This is a genomic window from Pseudomonas kermanshahensis (assembly GCF_014269205.2).
Taxonomy (GTDB): domain Bacteria; phylum Pseudomonadota; class Gammaproteobacteria; order Pseudomonadales; family Pseudomonadaceae; genus Aquipseudomonas; species Aquipseudomonas kermanshahensis.
This window is the reverse complement of sequence record NZ_JABWRY020000001.1, coordinates 4059758-4079074: the sequence shown is the minus strand read 5'-3', so window position 1 is coordinate 4079074 and position 19317 is coordinate 4059758. Positions and strand designations below refer to the sequence as shown.

The following is a 19317-nucleotide window of genomic DNA, read 5'->3' as shown; positions in this document are numbered from 1 at the left end:
GGCGGCGCACCATCGTCCATAGCTATCGCAGCCCCTGCGGGGCGCCCGCCGATACGGTGGGCGAACAACACATTAACGGTGGCGCGGCGCGTCGGAAGCCCCGGCGGCCGTTCCATCATCGTTTCATAAAAGATTTTGAGCTCAAGGGCAGGGCAGGCCGGTTACGCCGGCCCCCGCCCGCCGATACTGGAGAAAGAAAGCATGAGCAACTGGTTAGTCGACAAACTGATCCCTTCGATCATGCGTTCCGAGGTGAAGAAGAGCTCGGTGCCTGAAGGCCTGTGGCACAAGTGCCCGGCTTGCGAGGCCGTGCTGTATCGTCCGGAGCTGGAAAAGACCCTTGATGTCTGCCCTAAGTGCAACCACCACATGCGCATCGGCGCACGTGCGCGTATCGACATCTTCCTCGACGCCGAAGGCCGTGCTGAGCTGGGCGCCGAGCTGGAGCCGGTCGACCGCCTGAAATTCCGCGATGGCAAGAAGTACAAGGACCGCCTCACCGGTGCGCAGAAGCAGACCGGCGAAAAAGACGCGCTGATCTCCATGAGCGGTACCCTGATGGGCATGCCGATCGTGGTCAGCGCGTTCGAATTCTCCTTCATGGGCGGCTCCATGGGTGCCATCGTCGGTGAGCGTTTCGTTCGCGCCGCCAACTACGCCTTGGAAAACCGCTGCCCAATGGTCTGTTTCTCGGCCTCCGGTGGCGCACGTATGCAGGAAGCGCTGATCTCGCTGATGCAGATGGCCAAGACCTCGGCTGTGCTGGCGCGCCTGCGTGAAGAAGGCATTCCGTTCATCTCCGTGCTGACCGACCCGGTCTACGGCGGCGTTTCCGCCAGCCTGGCGATGCTGGGCGACGTCATCGTCGGCGAGCCCAAGGCACTGATCGGCTTTGCCGGCCCGCGCGTGATCGAGCAGACCGTACGCGAGAAGCTGCCAGAAGGCTTCCAGCGCAGCGAGTTCCTGCTGGAACACGGCGCTATCGACCTGATCATCTCCCGTGGCGAACTGCGCCCGCGCCTGGCCCGTCTGCTGGCGCAGATGACCGGCCAGGAAACCCCGGAGCAGGCACGTGAGGCGGCTGCGGTCGCGTGATGAAACAACGATCCCTGGGCGAATGGCTCGCCTACCTCGAGCAGTTGCACCCTTCGGCCATCGACATGGGGCTGGAGCGTTCGCAGAACGTGCTTGCCCGCCTGGCGCTGGGCAAGTTGGCGCCGCGCGTGGTGACCGTCACCGGCACCAATGGCAAGGGTTCCACCTGCGCCTTCGTCGCCGCGATGCTGCGTGCCCAGGGGCTCAAGGTGGGCGTGTACAGCTCGCCACACCTGTTGCGTTACAACGAGCGGGTGCTCATCGATGGCCAAGAGGCCAGTGATGAGCGCCTGTGCGAAGCCTTCGCCGCCGTCGAGGCGGCGCGAGGCGACATTTCCCTGACCTATTTCGAGATGGGCACCCTGGCGGCGTTCTGGTTGTTCTACCAGTCCAAGCTGGATGCCGTGGTGCTCGAAGTGGGGCTCGGTGGCCGTCTGGACACCGTGAACGTGGTGGATGCCGACCTGGCGCTGGTGACCAGCATCGGCGTCGACCATGTCGATTACCTGGGTGATACGCGTGAGCTTGTCGCTTTCGAAAAGGCCGGCATCTTCCGCGCTGGCAAGCCGGCGCTGTGTGGCGACCTTGACCCGCCGCAGCCCTTGCTGGACAAGGCCCATGAGCTGGCGGCGCCGTTGTTCTTGCGTGGGCGTGACTTCGACCTGGAAAGCACAGGCGACAGCTGGCACTGGCGTGGGACCACGGCCGAAGGTGCGCTGGTAGCATTGCGCGATCTGCCGTTGCTAGACCTGCCCATGGAAAACGCCACCCTGGCCCTACAGGCCTACCTGTTGATGGGCCTGCCCTGGGATGCCGGTCAATTGCGCCAGGCGCTGCTCGATACCCGTATCACCGGTCGCCTCGATCGCCGTGAAGCGCGCTGGCAGGGCAAGCGTGTGGAGCTGTTGCTGGATGTCGGCCATAACCCGCATGCTGCGGCGTACCTGGCACGGCGCCTGGCGGTAAGGCCGGTCAAGGGGCGCCGCCTGGCAGTGTTCGGCCTGCTGGCCGACAAGGACCTGCCGGGCGTTGTCGAGCCTTTGCAGGCGCTGGTCGACGACTGGGCGGTCGCACCGCTGGACACGCCGCGCAGCCGTCCGGCCGCAGAACTGGCTGACGCCTTGACGAACCTCGGCGCCGCAGTGAAGTCTTATGCCAGCGTCGACGCGGCCCTCGAAGGGCAATGCGCGCAGGCGACGGCGGATGATCAGGTCCTGCTGTTCGGTTCGTTTTTCTGTGTCGCCCAGGCCCTGGAGTGGTTGGCGCGGCAGGCCCCGGAGGGTTGAGTAGATGGCAGTGCTGGATAAAGGGATGAAACAGCGCATGGTAGGTGCGTTGGTGCTGGTGGCGCTGGCGGTGATCTTCCTGCCGATGCTGTTCACCCGCGAGGACGAGATGCGCCAGGTGCGTGTCGAGGCCCCGCAGGCGCCGGCCATGCCGAGCCTGCCAGAGGTGCAAGTGGAGCCGGTCGCCGTGCCGGAGCCGCAGGTGCTTGCAGAGGAGCCGCAGCAGCCACCGGTGGTGGTTGACGAGTCTACCGCGCCAGCCAGCACGCCTAGCCAGCCGATTACGCCATCCCCGCAGACGCAAACGCAGGCCCAGGCTGCCAAGCCGCCAGCGCCCAAGGTTGAAGCCACACCGGCCGCCACCCCTGCGCCTGCCGTTGCCGCCGCCAAGCCGGCAGCGCCGTCTAAGATCGACGTGAATGGGTTGCCGGTCAGTTGGTCTATCCAGCTGGCCAGCCTTTCCAATCGTGCCGGGGCTGAAAGCCTGCAGCAGACGTTGCGAAGCCAGGGCTACAACGCCTACATCCGCTCGGCGGGTGGTATGAACCGGGTGTATGTCGGGCCACTGATCGAGCGCGCCGAGGCTGAGCGCGTACGTGATGCAATCAACCGCAAGCACAGCCTCAAAGGCTTTGTGGTGCGCTTCCAGCCCGAGCGCGGCTGATAGCGCTGCCTCTTTGTAGGAGCGGCCTTTCGCGACGCAAGGCCGCTCCTACAAGTATCGCGCAGTTGTTAATCGGCCCGACATTCCGCTTACCCCCAGCCCGCCGCTCTGGTAAAATGCGCCGCCTCAAACGTCTGCAGGCAGCACCGTGGCATTTACCTGGGTTGATTGGGCGATCATCGCGATCATCGCCGTCTCCACACTGATCAGTCTCAAGCGCGGCTTCGTCAAGGAAGCCTTGTCCTTGCTCATCTGGATCATTGCCGGTGCGGTTGCCTGGATGTTCGGTGGCTCGCTCTCGGTGTATCTTGAAAGCTACATCCAGACGCCATCGATGCGCATCATCGCAGGCTGCGCCATTCTTTTCGTCGCCACCCTGCTGGTGGGGGCCATGGTCAACTTCCTTGTCGGCGAGCTGATCCGCGTGACCGGGCTGTCGGGTACCGATCGTTTCCTCGGCATGGCTTTCGGCGCCGCGCGCGGGGCCTTGCTGGTGGTAGTGGCCATCGGGCTGCTTAGCCTGGGGCCGGTTCAACAAGACACTTGGTGGCAGGAATCACGCCTGATACCACAATTTCTCTTGGTCGCTGACTGGTCGAAAAACCTGATTCTGGGTTTCACCAGCCAGTGGATGTCCAGTGGGGTGATCAGCACACCGGCTGATCTCCCGTTCAAGGAACAGTTGCTCGGGCCGGCAAAGCCCTGAGCGCTATTCACTCAAGTTTCGTCAAAGTAGGGGTTGCGTCGCATGTGTGGCATCGTCGGTATCGTCGGTAAGTCGAACGTCAATCAGGCGCTGTATGACGCGCTTACGGTCCTCCAGCACCGCGGCCAGGACGCTGCCGGTATCGTGACCAGCCATGACGGCCGGTTATTCCTGCGCAAGGATAATGGCCTGGTGCGCGATGTCTTCCAGCAGCGCCACATGCAGCGGCTGGTCGGCCACATGGGTATCGGCCACGTGCGCTACCCAACGGCGGGCAGCTCGACCTCGGCCGAGGCCCAGCCGTTCTACGTCAACTCGCCGTACGGCATCACCCTGGCGCACAACGGCAACCTGACCAACGTCGAGCAGTTGGCCAAGGAGATCTACGAGTCCGACCTGCGCCACGTCAACACCAATTCCGACTCGGAAGTGCTGCTGAACGTGTTCGCCCACGAGCTGGCCGTACGCGGCAAGCTGCAGCCGACCGAAGAAGACGTGTTCGCTGCGGTTTCCCACGTGCACAGCCGCTGCGTAGGTGGTTATGCGGTGGTGGCCATGGTCACCGGTTATGGCATCGTCGGTTTCCGTGACCCGAACGGTATTCGCCCGGTGGTGTTCGGCCAGCGTCACACCGACGAAGGTGTGGAGTACATGATCGCCTCCGAAAGCGTCGCCCTGGACGTGCTCGGCTTCACCCTGATCCGCGACCTGGCGCCGGGCGAAGCGGTGTACATCACCGAAGAAGGCCAGCTGTACACCAAGCAGTGTGCACAAAACCCGAAACTGCAGCCGTGCATCTTCGAACACGTCTACCTCGCCCGTCCGGACTCGATCATGGATGGCGTCTCGGTGTACAAGGCGCGCCTGCGCATGGGCGAAAAGCTGGCCGAGAAGATCCAGCGTGAACGCCCTGAGCACAACATCGACGTGGTCATCCCAATCCCGGACACCAGCCGCACTGCGGCGCTGGAACTGGCCAACCACCTGGGCGTCAAGTTCCGCGAAGGCTTCGTCAAGAACCGCTACATCGGCCGTACCTTCATCATGCCCGGCCAGGCTGCGCGCAAGAAATCGGTACGCCAGAAGCTCAACGCCATCGAGCTGGAATTCCGCGGCAAGAACGTGATGCTGGTGGACGACTCGATCGTGCGCGGCACCACCTGCAAGCAGATCATCCAGATGGCCCGCGAAGCCGGCGCCAAGAACGTCTACTTCTGCTCCGCAGCCCCTGCGGTGCGCTACCCCAACGTCTACGGCATCGACATGCCGAGCGCTCACGAACTGATCGCCCACAACCGCACCACCGAACAGGTGGCCGAGTTGATCGGCGCCGACTGGCTGATTTACCAGGACCTGCCGGACCTGATCGAATCGGTCGGTGGCGGCAAGATCAAGATCGAGCACTTCGATTGCGCAGTGTTCAATGGTGAATACGTCACCGGCGACATCGACGCAGCCTACCTTGATCGTATCGAGCAGGCCCGTAACGACCTGGCGAAGGTGAAGACCCAGGCGGTCAGCGCGATCATCGACCTCTACAACAACTGATTAGGGAGCGACGGCATGACGGATCAATGGGATGCCGGACGACTGGACAGTGACCTCGAGGGTGTCGGCTTCGACACCCTGGCGGTGCGCGCCGGGCAAAACCGTACACCAGAGGCCGAGCACAGCGAAGCGCTGTTCCTGACCTCCAGCTATGTTTTCCGTACGGCTGCCGATGCGGCTGCACGCTTTGCTGGCGAAACGCCAGGTAACGTCTACTCGCGCTACACCAACCCGACTGTGCGTGCCTTCGAGGAACGCCTGGCGGCCATGGAGGGCGCCGAGCAGGCAGTGGCGACGTCCACCGGTATGGCGGCGATCCTTGCCGTGGTCATGTCGCTGTGCAGCGCCGGTGACCATGTGCTGGTGTCGCAGAGCGTATTTGGCTCGACCATCAGCCTGTTCGAGAAATACTTCAAGCGCTTCGGCGTCGAGGTGGACTACGTGCCGCTGGTCGACCTGTCGGGTTGGGAAAAGGCCATCAAGGCCAATACCAAGCTGCTGATCGTCGAGTCGCCGTCCAACCCGCTGGCCGAGCTGGTCGATATCACTGCTCTCAGCGAAGTCGCCCACGCGCGTGGCGCCATGCTGGTGGTGGACAACTGCTTCAGCACCCCGGCACTGCAGCAGCCGCTCAAGCTGGGTGCCGACATCGTGTTCCACTCGGCAACCAAGTTCATCGATGGCCAAGGCCGTTGCATGGGCGGTGTGGTGGCTGGGCGCAGTGAGCAGATGAAAGAAGTGGTGGGCTTCCTGCGTACAGCAGGCCCGACCCTCAGCCCGTTCAATGCGTGGATCTTCACCAAAGGCCTGGAAACGCTCAAGCTACGCATGCGTGCGCACTGCGAGAGCGCTCAGCAACTGGCTGAGTGGCTGGAGCAGCAGGACGGCATCGAGAAAGTGCATTACGCCGGCCTGCCAAGCCACCCGCAGCACGAACTGGCCAAGCGCCAGATGAGCGGCTTTGGTGCGGTGGTCAGCTTCGAGGTCAAGGGCGGCAAAGAGGGCGCCTGGCGCTTCATCGATGCCACGCGGGTCATCTCGATCACCACCAACCTGGGTGACAGCAAGACCACCATCGCGCACCCTGCCACCACCTCCCACGGCCGCTTGTCGCCGCAGGAACGTGAGGCAGCGGGTATCCGCGACAGCCTGGTCCGCGTCGCCGTGGGCCTTGAAGATGTGGCCGACCTGCAGGCAGACCTCGCGCGTGGGTTGGCGGCACTGTGATTGAAATCAGCGGCAGTAAGCCAGGCCATAACGGCCGGGTAGCCTTGGTGACTGGTGCCGCTCGCGGCATCGGCCTGGGGATTGCCGCCTGGTTGATCTGCGAAGGCTGGCAGGTGGTGCTCAGCGACCTTGACCGCCCACGCGGGGCCAAGGTGGCCAAGGCGTTGGGTGACAACGCCTGGTTCATCACCATGGACGTTGCCGACGAGGCGCAGGTCAGTGCCGGGGTGTCCGAGGTACTGGGGCAGTTCGGTCGGCTCGACGCGCTGGTGTGCAATGCGGCGATCGCCAACCCGCACAACCAGGCGCTGGAAAGCCTTAGCCTGGCGCAATGGAACCGCGTACTGGCGGTCAACCTCAATGGCCCGATGCTGCTGGCCAAGCATTGCGCACCTTACCTGCGTGCGCATAACGGGGCGATCGTCAACCTGACCTCGACCCGGGCACGGCAGTCCGAACCGGACACCGAAGCCTATGCGGCAAGCAAGGGCGGCCTGGTTGCGTTGACCCATGCCCTGGCCATGAGCCTGGGCCCGGAGATCCGCGTCAATGCGGTGAGCCCGGGCTGGATCGATGCACGAGACCCTTCCCAGCGCCGTGCCGAACCGTTGACCGATGCCGACCATGCCCAGCACCCGACGGGCAGGGTAGGGACGGTGGAAGACGTGGCGGCCATGGTGGCCTGGCTGTTGTCGCGCCAAGCGGCTTTCGTCACCGGCCAGGAGTTCGTGGTCGATGGCGGCATGACCCGCAAGATGATCTACACCTGAGCTGTCAGATGTTAAGAAGGGGACCGAAAGGTCCCCTTTTTGTTTCCAGCGATTATTCATCGCGCGACCGCTTGGTGCAGGGGTAGCCTTATGCTGCGAAGAGGGCAGTGAGCTCATGCTGAATCATCGGTGCTTTCATCGGCCTCTTCGCAGCACAAGGCTGCTCCTACAGTGAAGGCAGCATTGATCCGTTGGCCTCACACCGGCAAACCTCTTTTTTGCCCTTTTTGAAAAAAAATTCAATGGGGGTATTGACTTAGCATCGGTACCTGCGTAAATTTCGCGGCCTCAGCGAAGCAAACGCAACAAGCAACATCGCGGGGGTGATTAGCTCAGCCGGGAGAGCATCTGCCTTACAAGCAGAGGGTCGGCGGTTCGATCCCGTCATCACCCACCACTTCCTGAGCGTTCCTGGTGCAGGAAGCTTCGAAAGAAGCAGATAGCCAGAGAGGAACAAGGCCTGATAAGCCACGACGTAAGTCACTATGCGCAGCGGTAGTTCAGTCGGTTAGAATACCGGCCTGTCACGCCGGGGGTCGCGGGTTCGAGTCCCGTCCGCTGCGCCACTTTTTAGTAACAGATGGGTGCCTTGCACCGGTCTGAGATCGAAAGGCAAATATGCCTGAGGTCGATCCCAGTTTCAATCGGGCGCAAGCCTGAACGATACGCAGCGGTAGTTCAGTCGGTTAGAATACCGGCCTGTCACGCCGGGGGTCGCGGGTTCGAGTCCCGTCCGCTGCGCCATCTTAGCTTCGAAGCCCCTTGAACGCTTCGAAGCAACAAAAAGAGCGATCAACGTGTCGCTTTTTTTGTGCCTGACTTCACTGTGCCCTTGGCCGGTAAGCAGGCAACAGGTTTCAACTGGGCGCAAGCCCAAGCGATACGCAGCGGTAGTTCAGTCGGTTAGAATACCGGCCTGTCACGCCGGGGGTCGCGGGTTCGAGTCCCGTCCGCTGCGCCATCTTCGCCTCGAGGCCCCTTGAACGCCTCGAAGCAACGTGAAAAGCGACCTTAGGGTCGCTTTTTTCGTTTTCACGCCCCGCCAGCCCACATTTACACGAAGCTGACAGACTCTTCACGGATGAACGGTTTCAGTGCCCGTGCGCAGTGATGCACAATAGGCACCTTCTCGACTTACCCGGAATTCGCAATGACCAGATCATCCGTCTTTGGTGCGCTCGGGCTGGCCCTGGTGCTGGCGGGCGTGACCGGTTGTTCCTCAAAAAAAGCTGCCATCTACGAACATGAGAACTTCGATGACTCGGGCACCTTCTCGCGCAGCTTCCCGGTGACCGATGCCGGCTCCTGCGAGGCCGCTCGCCGCGCCTTGCTCAGCCAGGGTTACATCATTACCAGCAGCGGTGCCAACCAGGTGACCGGCAACAAGAGCTTTCAGCAGAACAGCGAAAACCACCTTCAGATCAGCTTCAACGTTACCTGCGCACCCGACGTGAGCGACGAGCAGCGCTCGACCATGTTCGCCAACGCCCTGCAGGACCGCTACAGCCTGAAGAAATCCAACACTTCCGCCAGCCTTGGCGTGGGCGTGCTGGGTTCTGTGTCCATGCCGATAGGCTCCAGTGATGACTCGATGGTCAAGGTCGCCAGTGAGACGGTGACGGCGGCGCAGTTCTACGACCGTTACTTCGCACTGGTAGAGAGCTATCTGCCGAAGCCGAAAAAAGCCAGTAAGGCTAAGGCCAAAGTCGAGCCTGAGGCGCCCGCCCCCAAGGTTGAAAAACCAGCGGTCGACCTGGGGTTGCCGGAGCAGGCGGCTGCAGCGCCTGTGGCCGCTCCTGTAACGCCCGCGGCTGAACCCACCCCAGCGCCTCCTGCCGCCATTGCCCCCGCCAGCGAAGTGCCAGCAGCGCCAGCGGCAAATGACAGCCAGGGGTCACAGCCTGTAGCGCCGCCCGCCGAACCTGCGCCTATCCAGGTGCAACAGGAGACACAGCCTGCAGAGCCCGTACCCGCGGCGCTCTGACACATTCCCTGTTACAGACAGGCGGCGATAACGCCGTCGATTCCTGCTACGTTTACTTCTCATGAGCTTGTCATCATTCCTTCACCCAACCTGCTTAGGTTGAAGGCGACATCTACGAAGACAAATGAGAAAAGAGGACGCAGGGCAATGGATGAATATCAGGAAGAGCTGCTCGAGTTCCAGGCATACGAACTGGACACCCCGGAACCCGCCGACGACGCCACCGAGCTTTAGCCGGCCTGCCGCTGACTGCGGCGAAACTCCCCCGGCGTGAGGCCGGTCCAGCGCTTGAATGCGCGCTGGAAAGCCTCTGCCGAAGCAAACCCCAACAGATAAGCGATTTCGCCGAAAGCCAGCTCCGTGTCACGGATGTAGGTTTCGGCCAGGTCGCGCCGTGTCTCGTTCAACACGTCGCGAAAACGCGTTCCTTCTTCGGCCAGCTTGCGCCGCAATGTCCAGGTCGGCAGTTGCAGGCTCAACGCCACTTCGTCCAGGTCCGGTTCGCGGCCGCCATTGAGCAGCGGGCCGAGCAGGTGCGTGATGCGTTCACCGAGGCTGCGCACCCGCGTGCGCTGTTGCAACTCCGCTTCGCAAAGCTGCAGCAGGTGCTGCCAGGTGCTCGGGCAGTGCTGCGGGTTGGCCATCTGCAGGGTGGCGCGGCTCAGGCGCAGTTGATTGCCGTCGGCGCCGAATTGCACCGGGGTGCTGCACAGCGCCTGATACTGGGCGGCATAGGGAGGCGCAGCAAATTCGATTTCAAGCCGTTCGGCCTGCAGCACAGTCCCCGCCAGGTCGCCCAGTTGCGCCAGCCAGCCGGCGAGCAGGGAGTCGACCACGAAGCGGTTGTAGGTGTTGTAGGGGCTGATGGAATAAAAACGCAGCCAGGCGCCTTGGGCATCTTCCTGGAAGCGCGAGTGGCCCCGGTAGTTGGCAGCGTACAGCGGCTCGAAGCGCAACAAGGTGCGCGCCGCTTCGCCCACGGTGGGCGCCTGGGCTGCGGTGATGCCCGCAAGGCCTGCATGCGCCAGACGGCTGAGGCGGCCCATGTGCAGGCCCAAGGCCGGCTCGGCGCACAGCGCGATGGCGGCATGCCCAAGGTGCATGTAACGCGGGATCGACAGGCGTGCTCCGGCTTCGGCCAGGCGTGCCGCATCCAGGCCATAGCGTTGCAGCAGGGGCGCAGGGTCGTGGCCCAGCACGCGCAATGCCTCGGCCAGTGGCTGGACAAACCCTACCGACAGATCACCCAGGCGCACGCGGGGGCGGGCCACGGGGTTACAACCAGAGGTTCAGCAGGCGGGCGCCATGGCTGGGGTTGCCCGCCAGCAGTTGACCCGACTGATGGGCGAAGCCCTGGCCATCGCTGGCCTGCTCCCAGAACTGCCCACGCATGAACACGCTCATGCTGCTGACGTCTTCGCCAGCGGCCTGGGTCAGGCGTTGCCAGGCGTTTTGTTCGCTGACTTCGCCACGCTTGAGGGCGAGCTCCGCCGCCGCGTCCTGATGGCGATTGCCACGCCATGGCGCCTCCCAGCTGCCTTTGCCACTGAGGAATACCGGGTTGGCGATCAATTGCACGGATTGTTGTGTCAGTTGCTGGTGGTTTTCCGGGTACCAGCTGTCACTGCCGACCAGTACGCCCAGGCGCCCGGCCGGGGTTTGCAGTACTTGCAGCGGTTGCTGGCGGCCATCATGGATGAAACGGCGCGTTTCGCTGTCCGGGTACTGCTGACGCTGTGGCTGGCCCAGCAGCGAGCCGTCGCCGGCAAACACCACGCTGCTGTTGTACAGCGGGCCATTACCGGCGTGCAGCACACCTTGTTTGACATAGGGGGCCGGCAGCACGATGGAGCCGGCCACCAGGGTGACACCAAACTCCTTGGCCAGGCCACCGAACAACTGCTGATAATCGGCGGCCATCTGCTCGGCCTTCATGCGCAGGTGGGCATCGCTGCGCCAGTCGTCGGCGTTGGCGCGCAGCATGGCCAGGCCATAGCGCAGCGGGTTGCTCAGCTCCAGCCATTGCAAGGCCTCGCGGCTCTGCGTGACTTGGTACAGCTCGTTCTTTTCACCCCGTGCCCACAGCCAGGTACCGATGTGCTCGGGCAGCACCACCACCGTGCGTGGGCCGACCAGCCCCTGTACGCGAGCCTGCTGCAAATAGGCCGAAAGCTTGCGGTGCAGGCGTTGCAGGTTCTGGTAGTCACTGGGGTAGAGCAGCGGTTCGACGCCAAGCAAATTGCCTCGCTCACCGGGCACGCCATGATTGAGCGCCAGCTCGATGCGCAGGTCGGAAAGGTAATGGCCTTCCGGGCGCTGCTGGGTCCAGAAGCCGTAGCCGCACAGGGCGGCTATCATCACCAGCGCCAAGGCGCTTGCCAGAAGTTTTTGCATGAAGCGGTACAGCGCCTTGGAAGTTGGAGTTGTCTAGGGTAGCCCTGCTGTACGGGAGGATCAATAAGTTGTCAGTTTCGATCATTGAGACTGTTCAAACAGCTGTTTAATGTCAGTGGCAGATAAACGACGGGGCCCGCCAGCTGGCGAGGCACCCGCATTCCGTGATCACGCCACAGGGGGACATTCCATGGCTGCCGACCGTTATCCGCACCTGCTCGCACCGCTCGACCTGGGCTTCACCACCTTGCGCAACCGCACCCTGATGGGTTCGATGCACACCGGTCTTGAAGAACGCCCCGGCGGCTTCGAGCGCATGGCGGCCTATTTTGCCGAGCGCGCCCGTGGCGGCGTCGGCCTGATGGTCACCGGCGGTATCGCTCCGAATGACGAAGGCGGCGTCTATTCCGGCGCTGCCAAGCTCAGCACCGAGGAAGAGGCCGACAAGCACCGCATCGTGACCGAGGCGGTGCATGCCGCTGGCGGCAAGATCTGCCTGCAGATCCTCCATGCCGGGCGCTATGCCTACAGCCCGCGCCAGGTCGCGCCCAGCGCCATCCAGGCGCCGATCAACCCGTTCAAGCCCAAAGAACTGGACGAAGCAGGCATCGAGAAACAGATCGCCGATTTCGTCAATTGCGCCGCGCTGGCCCAGCGGGCCGGCTATGACGGCGTCGAGATCATGGGTTCGGAAGGCTACTTCATCAACCAGTTCCTGGCCGCCCACACCAACCACCGCACCGACCGCTGGGGGGGCAGCTATGAAAACCGCATGCGCCTGGCCGTCGAGATCGTCAGCCGTGTGCGTGAGGCGGTGGGCCCGAACTTCATCATCATCTTCCGCCTGTCGATGCTGGACCTGGTCGAAGGGGGCAGCACCTGGGACGAAATCGAGCTGCTGGCCAAGGCCATCGAGCAGGCGGGGGCGACCCTGATCAACACCGGTATCGGTTGGCACGAAGCGCGTATCCCAACCATCGCCACCAAAGTGCCGCGGGCGGCGTTCAGCAAGGTCACCGCCAAGCTGCGTGGCACCGTGAGCATTCCGCTGATCACCACCAACCGCATCAACACCCCGGAAGTCGCCGAGGCGGTGCTCGCCGAAGGCGATGCTGACATGGTTTCGATGGCCCGGCCGTTCCTGGCCGACCCGGACTTCGTCAACAAGGCCGCTGCCGGGCGCGCTGACGAGATCAACACCTGCATCGGTTGCAACCAAGCCTGCCTGGACCACACCTTCGGCGGCAAGCTGACCAGTTGCCTGGTCAACCCGCGCGCCTGCCACGAAACCGAACTCAACTACCTGCCTGTGCGCACCGTGAAGCGTATTGCCGTTGTCGGTGCTGGCCCGGCCGGCCTGGCTGCCGCCACCGTGGCCGCCGAGCGGGGCCACCAGGTGACCTTGTTCGATGCCGCTGGCGAGATCGGCGGGCAGTTCAACGTGGCCAAGCGGGTGCCGGGCAAGGAAGAGTTCTTCGAGACCCTGCGCTATTTCCGTAACAAGCTGAGCAGCACTGGCGTAGACCTGCGCCTGAACACCCGCGTCGATGTACAGGCGCTGGTGGACGGCGGCTTCGACGAGGTCATCCTGGCCACCGGGATTGCGCCGCGTACGCCAGCGATCCCGGGGGTCGAGCATGCCAAGGTGCTCAGCTACCTGGACGTGCTGCTCCAGCGTAAGCCAGTCGGCCATGCGGTCGCGGTGATTGGCGCCGGTGGCATCGGTTTCGATGTGTCCGAATACCTGGTGCACCAGGGCGTGGCCAGCAGCCAGGACCGCGAGGCGTTCTGGAAAGAGTGGGGCATCGACACCCAGCTCGAGGCCCGCGGGGGTGTGGCCGGCATCAAGGCTGCGCCGCACGCGCCGGCACGCCAGGTGTATCTGCTGCAGCGCAAGCAGTCCAAGGTCGGCGACGGGTTGGGCAAGACCACCGGCTGGATCCACCGGACGGGGCTGAAGAACAAGCAGGTGCAGATGCTCAACGGCGTGGAGTACCTGGGTATCGATGATGCCGGCTTGCATATTCGGGTCGGCGGCGGTGAGCCGCAATTGCTGGCAGTGGACAACGTGGTGATCTGTGCCGGGCAGGAGCCGCTGCGAGAGCTGCAAGAAGGCTTGCTGGCCGCAGGCCAGTCGGTGCACTTGATCGGTGGCGCGGATGTGGCGGCCGAGCTGGATGCCAAGCGGGCGATCAACCAAGGCTCGCGGTTGGCTGCCGAGCTTTGAGATAGCCGGGGGCCGCGAAGCGGCCCCCGATGTTCACTGATAAACTGAAGCCTTCGCTTCAGGCCCCGATCCATGTCTATCGATTTTTTGGACCTGCCCCAGGCTCCTCTTCACCCCCTGAACCTGCCCTGGCTACAAAACGCCAAGGTCGAAGTCGCCATCCTGCGCTTGGACTTGATCGACCCCCTGATCAGCGGCAACAAGTGGTTCAAGCTGCGCCACCACCTCCAGCACGCCCATGAGTCAGGTGCCCCTGGCCTGATCAGCCTCGGCGGCAGCCACTCCAACCACCTTCATGCCCTGGCCGCTGCCGGCAAGCGCTTCGGCTTCGCCACGGCCGGCCTGCTGCGTGGCCACCCCCAGGACACGCCGACGGTGCGGGATCTGCAGGCGTTGGGCATGCACGTGCATTGGCTCGGCTATGGCGGCTACCGCGCCCGTCATGAGGCGGGTTTCTGGCAGCCCTGGCAGGAACGCTACCCCGGTTGGCACTGCATTCCCGAAGGCGGCGGCGGCTTGGCCGGCGCGCAGGGTTGCGGGTTGATCGTCGCGCAGGCGCGCGCGCAACTGGCCGAGATCGGTTGGGACGATTACAGCGCCTGGTGGCTGGCCGTGGGTACCGGTACAACGTTGGCCGGCCTGGTGCTGGCAGAGGCGGGCGCGCATGACGTGCACGGCGCGCTGGCGGTGCCCCGCGATCACGGCGTGCCGGACGTTGTGATGGATCTGGGCGGCGGCAGTGGCTATCAACTTCATGATGCCTGCCGGGGCGGTTTCGCTCGGACCGACGACGAGCTGCTGGCGTTCATCGACGCTTGCGAGCGGCACACAGGCGTGCCGCTAGAAGCGCTCTACACCGGCAAGGCCCTGCTGGCGCTGCGCGAGCAGGTCGAGGCCGGCCTGTTCGCGCCCGGCACCCGCCTGATCGTGCTGCATACCGGTGGCCTGCAAGGCCGGCGCGGTTATTTGTAGGGCAGCATGCGCAGCAGCGTGTTGTCGCGCTGCACGTAGTGGTGATACAGCCCGGCCACTGCATGCAGGCCGATCAGCCAGTAACCCCAGCTGCCGATGCGTTCATGCCAGCCTTTGATGAATTTGGCCTGGTCTGGGTCCGCGCCGATGAGGTGCGGCAGTTCCATCCCATAAAAAGGGACTGGCTTGTCGGCGGCACTCAAAATCAGCCAGCCGGCGAGGGGTAGGCCGATCATCAGCAGGTACAGCGCCAGGTGCATCAGGTGGGCAAGGCCGGTCTGCCAGGCCGGTGGCTTGGGCAGGATGGGCGGGGTGGGGCGGCTCAGGCGCACAGCCAGGCGCAGCCAGACCAGCACGAACACGGTCAGGCCCAGCATGAAGTGCAGGTCCTTCATCAGATTGCGCTCGGCGCTGTCCTTGGGGAACAGGCCGCGAAACTCGATGCAGGCGTATACGACGGCCAGTAGCACCAGCATCAGCCAATGCAGGGCGATGGACAGGCGCGCGTAATGTTGCGTGGGGGTGGATGAAACCATGGTTGATCCTCATCATCAGGTCTTGAAGTGGCGCTCTTGGTGGCGCTCAGTAGTCACTGTATCCGCTTGAGGGAACCAATCTTTGCTCCAGGTCGGTGAAAATTGTGTTGCTTGTACTGGCCTCTTCGCTGGCAGAATCATCGCGTGGGCAAAAGTGGCCAGCTATCAGCCACCAAAAACACCCGCTCCACTTCATGCCAGGCACCCTCGGCTTCCTGCTCCAGCCTGACCAGCATCTGCGCCGGCGCATGCTCATCCAGCCCCCGCAGCCAAGCCCCGAACTGCAGTGCCGTCCAGCATTCATTCGCCTCGACCCGCGCCGGTGCCAACCAGGCATCGCGGGGCAAAGGCTGCCAGCGTTCGCCAGTGGCCATCGACCAATCCCGCCGCCGCAACCAGCGCCCGCGCAGGTGCAGTGGGTTGGCCCCCTCGGGCGGTTCTGCCTGCCCAGGCCATGGGTAGAACAGGTAACCGGCCAGCCACAGGTGCGCCTGCACCTGCTGCACGCCAAGCCCGGCCAGGGCCGCGCGGCTCTGCGCGCCACTGGACATCGGCAATTGATGCCCAGTCAGGTGCGCCAGTTTGATCCCCAGCCGGTCATGGCAACCTGGGCCAAGCCACTGCGTCGGGTCTCGGCCATCGCTGTGGGTCGGCCCCAGGTAAAACTTGATGGCCAACTCGAAATGCTGCACCCCCTCGTCATCCCGCAACAGAATGTCCAGCTCACCCAACGTCTGCCCGCCTGCGCGAATCGCCAGGTTTGCTGCCAGCAACTCAAGGCCCGGCGCCTGGCCCAGGGCGAACTGCCAGAGGCATTCGTAGTACAGGCCCAGCCGCCGACTGGTCAGGCGCGCCAGCCTGTCGCGCAGCGCTTGCTCGTCGGCATCCAGGGCCAGCAGCCAGGCCTTCAGGCGTTGCGGATCATCGGCCCAGGCGCTGCCGGCCAGCGGGTGGCGCTGGGGGCAGGGCGGGGCGCTCAGCAGCGGGGGCGACAGCAATGCCCAGGCCAGGTCGCGCACGGCAGGGCGGCGCAACTGGCGAGGCAAGTCGTGGAGTTCGGCGAAAGGCATCATCCAGCGAGCATAGCCGGTTTGCCGCTACCCGGTCGTTTCGCCCATAATCGGCGCATAGTCACCCGCCGCAGAGCCTCGCAGGAGCCCCATGGAGCAATTTCGCAATATCGGTATCATCGGACGCCTTGGCAGCTCGCAGGTGCTCGACACCATTCGCCGACTGAAAAAATTCCTCCTCGAGCGCCACCTGCACGTGATCCTCGAGGACACCATCGCTGAAGTCCTGCCCGGCCACGGCCTGCAGACGTCCACGCGTAAGCTGCTGGGCGAGGTCTGCGACCTGGTCATCGTCGTCGGCGGTGACGGCAGCCTGCTCGGCGCCGCCCGCGCGCTGGCCCGGCACAACATCCCGGTGCTCGGCATCAACCGCGGCAACTTGGGCTTTCTCACCGACATCCGCCCTGACGAACTGGAAGAAAAGGTCGCCGAAGTGCTCGACGGCCACTACCTGGTGGAAAACCGCTTCCTGCTGCAGGCCGAAGTGCGCCGTCACCACGAGGCCATCGGCCAGGGCGATGCGCTCAACGACGTGGTCTTGCACCCCGGCAAGTCGACGCGGATGATCGAGTTCGAAATCTACATCGACGGCCAGTTCGTCTGCAGCCAGAAGGCCGATGGCCTGATCGTCGCCACCCCGACCGGTTCGACCGCCTACGCGTTATCGGCCGGCGGCCCGATCATGCACCCCAAGCTCGACGCCATCGTCATCGTGCCGATGTACCCGCATACCCTGTCGGGGCGGCCGATCGTGGTGGACGGCAACAGCGAACTGAAGATTGTCGTGGCCAAGGACCTGCAGATTTACCCGCAGGTGTCCTGTGACGGCCAGAACCACTTCACCTGCGCCCCTGGCGACACCATCACGGTGAGCAAGAAGCCGCAGAAACTGCGCCTGATCCACCCGCTGGACCATAACTACTACGAAGTGTGCCGTACCAAACTCGGCTGGGGCAGCCGCCTTGGAAGCAGGGACGACTGATGCTCGATCCGGCGCGAAGTTTTGACATCATCGGTGACGTGCATGGCTGTGCGCTGACCCTTGAACGCTTGCTCGACGCCCTCGGTTACAAGCGTGTGGCCGGCGTCTGGCGTCACCCGCGGCGCCAGGCATTGTTCCTCGGCGACATCGTCGACCGTGGGCCGCGCATCCGCGAGGCATTGCACATCGTGCACGACATGGTCGAGGCCGGCCAGGCGTTCTGCATCATGGGCAACCATGAGTACAACGCCCTGGGCTGGGTCACCCCGGCGCTGCCCGGCAGCGGCAAGGCCCATGTGCGCGAACATACGCCACGCCACGCCCGGCTGATCGACGAGACCCTCACGCAGTTCGCCCACCACCCGGGCGACTGGCATGACTTCGTCAACTGGTTTTACGAACTGCCGCTGTTCGTCGACGCCGGGCGTTTCCGCCTGGTGCATGCCTGCTGGGACCCACGGCTGATCGAGCCGCTGCGCCAGCAATACCCGGATGGGCGCATCGACGAACATTTCATCCAGGCCTCGGCCGTGCCCGGCAGCTTTGCCGCCACCGTGTGCAATCGCCTGCTGCGGGGCACCGACATGCGCCTGCCGGACGGCTTGACCCTAACCGGTGGCGATGGCCTGACCCGCGCGTTCTTCCGCACCAAGTTTTGGGAAGAAGACCCGCAAACCTATGGCGACATCGTGTTCCAGCCCGATGCGCTGCCTGAAGCCGTCGCCAGCACGCCACTGAGCCATACCCAGAAGAACGCCTTGCTGCGCTATGCCGAGGACGAGCCTTTGTTGTTCGTCGGCCACTACTGGCGCAGCGGCCGCCCAGCGCCGATCCGCGACAACCTGGCCTGCCTCGACTACAGCGCGGTGCTTTACGGCAAACTGGTCGCCTATCGGCTGGATGATGAAACCCGTATCGACCCGCACAAGTTCGTCTGGGTCGACGTCGACCGCCCACAGGCCAATCAATGAACATAATCGAAGTGATGCGCCTGCCGCTGTCGGTCGACCTCAGCGGCTTCGTGCACCTGCTGCAACGCTTGCAGGTGCCACACCGGGTCAGTGAAGAAGGTGAAGTCCAGGTCCTGTGGGCCCCCGACACGCTGGCCCAGGATGTGCTGCAACTCTACCAACGCTATCCCGACGGTAACGCCGACTTTGAGCTTGCGCAGGCCCCTGTGGAAGGGGATTCAGCCGCGAGTGCCCCCACACAGCCCTCCCTCAAAGACCAGGTAAAAGCCTGCAAGGTCACCGCCGCTGTCCTGCTGCTGTGCTTCATCGTTGCCGGCATCACCGGCCTTGGCGACAACTTCTCGACCATTGGCTGGTTCACCTTCCTCGACTTCCGCGTGCAGGGCGACTACCTCTACTTCACCCCGCTGGCCCAGGGCCTCGCCGAAGGCCAATGGTGGCGCCTGGTGTCGCCTATGCTGCTGCATTTCGGCGTGCTGCACCTGGCCATGAACAGCCTGTGGTACTGGGAACTGGGCAAGCGCATCGAGCTGCGCCAGGGGCCCTGGCTGTTGCTGGGCCTGACCCTGTTGTTCAGCCTGGTTTCCAACCTGGCCCAGCACTACACCAGTGGCGCGAGCCTGTTCGGTGGCCTTTCTGGGGTGCTGTACGGGCTGCTCGGGCACATCTGGCTGTATCAGTGGCTGGCGCCCAACCCGCACTTCAACCTGCCCAAGGGCGTGCTGGTGATGATGCTGATCTGGCTGGTGGTGTGCCTGACCGGCGTAGTCGGCCAGCTCGGCTTCGGCCAAATCGCCAACGCCGCCCACGTCGGCGGCCTGCTCATCGGATGCCTGACAGGGCTCTTGGGTGGCGGCATGGCCCGGCGTAAACTGTCGGCTTGAA

Annotated in this window: 17 protein-coding genes and 4 tRNA genes; 17 read left to right on the top strand and 4 right to left on the bottom strand. The window is 63.8% G+C overall.

Annotation, left to right across the window (positions count from 1 at the left end):
• Positions 1 to 201 precede the first annotated feature (201 nt).
• From accD to HU764_RS18295, 12 genes are all read left to right on the top strand, one after another.
• The gene (accD, locus tag HU764_RS18350) at positions 202 to 1095 is read left to right on the top strand and encodes an acetyl-CoA carboxylase, carboxyltransferase subunit beta (RefSeq protein WP_027596723.1); all 894 of its coding nucleotides are present in this window, start codon (positions 202 to 204) and stop codon (positions 1093 to 1095) included.
• A complete protein-coding gene (gene folC / locus HU764_RS18345) occupies positions 1095 to 2381 on the top strand; it encodes a bifunctional tetrahydrofolate synthase/dihydrofolate synthase (RefSeq protein WP_186703644.1) in 1287 nt (428 codons plus the stop codon). The genes accD and folC overlap by 1 nt, the downstream gene beginning before the upstream one ends.
• Positions 2382 to 2385: 4 nt before the next feature.
• Entirely contained in the window at positions 2386 to 3045 is a 660-nt protein-coding gene (locus tag HU764_RS18340) for an SPOR domain-containing protein (protein WP_186703643.1), read from the top strand.
• Between the two features lie 148 nt (positions 3046 to 3193).
• Positions 3194 to 3751 carry a CvpA family protein gene (locus HU764_RS18335; RefSeq protein WP_012313468.1) on the top strand — a complete coding sequence of 186 codons (558 nt, stop codon included), beginning with the start codon at positions 3194 to 3196 and terminating at the stop codon, positions 3749 to 3751.
• A 42-nt stretch (positions 3752 to 3793) separates the two neighbouring features.
• Entirely contained in the window at positions 3794 to 5299 is a 1506-nt protein-coding gene (purF, locus tag HU764_RS18330; protein WP_027596720.1) for an amidophosphoribosyltransferase, read from the top strand.
• A gap of 15 nt (positions 5300 to 5314) precedes the next feature.
• Positions 5315 to 6526, top strand: coding sequence for an O-succinylhomoserine sulfhydrylase (locus HU764_RS18325; protein ID WP_085273675.1), 1212 nt, complete (start codon positions 5315 to 5317; stop codon positions 6524 to 6526).
• Entirely contained in the window at positions 6523 to 7296 is a 774-nt protein-coding gene (locus HU764_RS18320) for an SDR family oxidoreductase (RefSeq protein ID WP_186703642.1), read from the top strand. Before HU764_RS18325 ends, HU764_RS18320 begins: the two co-directional genes overlap by 4 nt.
• A gap of 321 nt (positions 7297 to 7617) precedes the next feature.
• Positions 7618 to 7693 (top strand) — tRNA-Val (locus HU764_RS18315).
• 92 nt (positions 7694 to 7785) lie between these two features.
• Positions 7786 to 7862 (top strand) — tRNA-Asp (locus tag HU764_RS18310).
• Between the two features lie 101 nt (positions 7863 to 7963).
• Positions 7964 to 8040 (top strand) — tRNA-Asp (locus HU764_RS18305).
• 140 nt (positions 8041 to 8180) lie between these two features.
• Positions 8181 to 8257, top strand: a tRNA-Asp gene (locus HU764_RS18300).
• A 189-nt stretch (positions 8258 to 8446) separates the two neighbouring features.
• Positions 8447 to 9280 carry a DUF2242 domain-containing protein gene (locus HU764_RS18295; RefSeq protein ID WP_186682042.1) on the top strand — a complete coding sequence of 278 codons (834 nt, stop codon included), beginning with the start codon at positions 8447 to 8449 and terminating at the stop codon, positions 9278 to 9280.
• 230 nt (positions 9281 to 9510) lie between these two features.
• Here the strand turns inward: HU764_RS18295 and HU764_RS18290 are convergent, their stop codons facing one another.
• The gene (locus HU764_RS18290; RefSeq protein WP_027596716.1) at positions 9511 to 10551 is read right to left on the bottom strand and encodes an AraC family transcriptional regulator; all 1041 of its coding nucleotides are present in this window, start codon (positions 10549 to 10551) and stop codon (positions 9511 to 9513) included.
• Between the two features lie 4 nt (positions 10552 to 10555).
• Positions 10556 to 11674 carry a nitrilase-related carbon-nitrogen hydrolase gene (locus HU764_RS18285; protein ID WP_186682044.1) on the bottom strand — a complete coding sequence of 373 codons (1119 nt, stop codon included), beginning with the start codon at positions 11672 to 11674 and terminating at the stop codon, positions 10556 to 10558.
• A gap of 190 nt (positions 11675 to 11864) precedes the next feature.
• On the opposite strand from HU764_RS18285, the gene HU764_RS18280 reads away from it, so the two are divergent.
• Both HU764_RS18280 and HU764_RS18275 read left to right on the top strand, forming a co-directional pair.
• Positions 11865 to 13901 (top strand): NADPH-dependent 2,4-dienoyl-CoA reductase, encoded by a 2037-nt coding sequence (locus HU764_RS18280; RefSeq protein WP_186703641.1) that lies wholly within the window; start codon positions 11865 to 11867, stop codon positions 13899 to 13901.
• A 78-nt stretch (positions 13902 to 13979) separates the two neighbouring features.
• Positions 13980 to 14873 (top strand): pyridoxal-phosphate dependent enzyme, encoded by an 894-nt coding sequence (locus HU764_RS18275; protein ID WP_186703664.1) that lies wholly within the window; start codon positions 13980 to 13982, stop codon positions 14871 to 14873.
• Here HU764_RS18275 and cybB read toward each other — a convergent pair.
• Positions 14864 to 15409: a cytochrome b561 gene (gene cybB / locus HU764_RS18270; RefSeq protein ID WP_186703640.1), complete on the bottom strand. Its 546-nt coding sequence runs from the start codon at positions 15407 to 15409 to the stop codon at positions 14864 to 14866. The genes HU764_RS18275 and cybB overlap by 10 nt on opposite strands.
• Positions 15410 to 15546: 137 nt before the next feature.
• Positions 15547 to 16482, bottom strand: coding sequence for a DUF1853 family protein (locus HU764_RS18265; RefSeq protein WP_186682048.1), 936 nt, complete (start codon positions 16480 to 16482; stop codon positions 15547 to 15549).
• Positions 16483 to 16570: 88 nt separating this feature from the next.
• On the opposite strand from HU764_RS18265, the gene HU764_RS18260 reads away from it, so the two are divergent.
• From HU764_RS18260 to HU764_RS18250, 3 genes are read left to right on the top strand one after another with little or no spacing between them, the layout of a single operon-like run.
• Positions 16571 to 17461: an NAD(+) kinase gene (locus HU764_RS18260; protein ID WP_027596710.1), complete on the top strand. Its 891-nt coding sequence runs from the start codon at positions 16571 to 16573 to the stop codon at positions 17459 to 17461.
• Positions 17461 to 18432, top strand: coding sequence for a metallophosphoesterase (locus HU764_RS18255; RefSeq protein WP_027596709.1), 972 nt, complete (start codon positions 17461 to 17463; stop codon positions 18430 to 18432). Before HU764_RS18260 ends, HU764_RS18255 begins: the two co-directional genes overlap by 1 nt.
• Positions 18429 to 19316, top strand: a complete 888-nt coding sequence (locus tag HU764_RS18250; protein WP_186703639.1) for a rhomboid family intramembrane serine protease — start codon at positions 18429 to 18431, stop codon at positions 19314 to 19316. Before HU764_RS18255 ends, HU764_RS18250 begins: the two co-directional genes overlap by 4 nt.
• Position 19317 lies beyond the last annotated feature (1 nt).

Excerpts from the sequence above, each read along its gene's own strand:
- HU764_RS18295 (WP_186682042.1), top strand. The coding sequence starts at position 8,447 with ATGACCAGATCATCCGTCTTTGGTGCGCTCGGGCTGGCCCTGGTGCTG.
- HU764_RS18255 (WP_027596709.1), top strand. The coding sequence starts at position 17,461 with ATGCTCGATCCGGCGCGAAGTTTTGACATCATCGGTGACGTGCATGGC.
- folC (WP_186703644.1), top strand. The coding sequence starts at position 1,095 with ATGAAACAACGATCCCTGGGCGAATGGCTCGCCTACCTCGAGCAGTTG.
- HU764_RS18265 (WP_186682048.1), bottom strand. The coding sequence starts at position 16,482 with ATGATGCCTTTCGCCGAACTCCACGACTTGCCTCGCCAGTTGCGCCGC.
- HU764_RS18325 (WP_085273675.1), top strand. The coding sequence starts at position 5,315 with ATGACGGATCAATGGGATGCCGGACGACTGGACAGTGACCTCGAGGGT.
- HU764_RS18285 (WP_186682044.1), bottom strand. The coding sequence starts at position 11,674 with ATGCAAAAACTTCTGGCAAGCGCCTTGGCGCTGGTGATGATAGCCGCC.
- cybB (WP_186703640.1), bottom strand. The coding sequence starts at position 15,409 with ATGGTTTCATCCACCCCCACGCAACATTACGCGCGCCTGTCCATCGCC.
- purF (WP_027596720.1), top strand. The coding sequence starts at position 3,794 with ATGTGTGGCATCGTCGGTATCGTCGGTAAGTCGAACGTCAATCAGGCG.
- accD (WP_027596723.1), top strand. The coding sequence starts at position 202 with ATGAGCAACTGGTTAGTCGACAAACTGATCCCTTCGATCATGCGTTCC.
- HU764_RS18280 (WP_186703641.1), top strand. The coding sequence starts at position 11,865 with ATGGCTGCCGACCGTTATCCGCACCTGCTCGCACCGCTCGACCTGGGC.
- HU764_RS18340 (WP_186703643.1), top strand. The coding sequence starts at position 2,386 with ATGGCAGTGCTGGATAAAGGGATGAAACAGCGCATGGTAGGTGCGTTG.
- HU764_RS18250 (WP_186703639.1), top strand. The coding sequence starts at position 18,429 with ATGAACATAATCGAAGTGATGCGCCTGCCGCTGTCGGTCGACCTCAGC.
- HU764_RS18260 (WP_027596710.1), top strand. The coding sequence starts at position 16,571 with ATGGAGCAATTTCGCAATATCGGTATCATCGGACGCCTTGGCAGCTCG.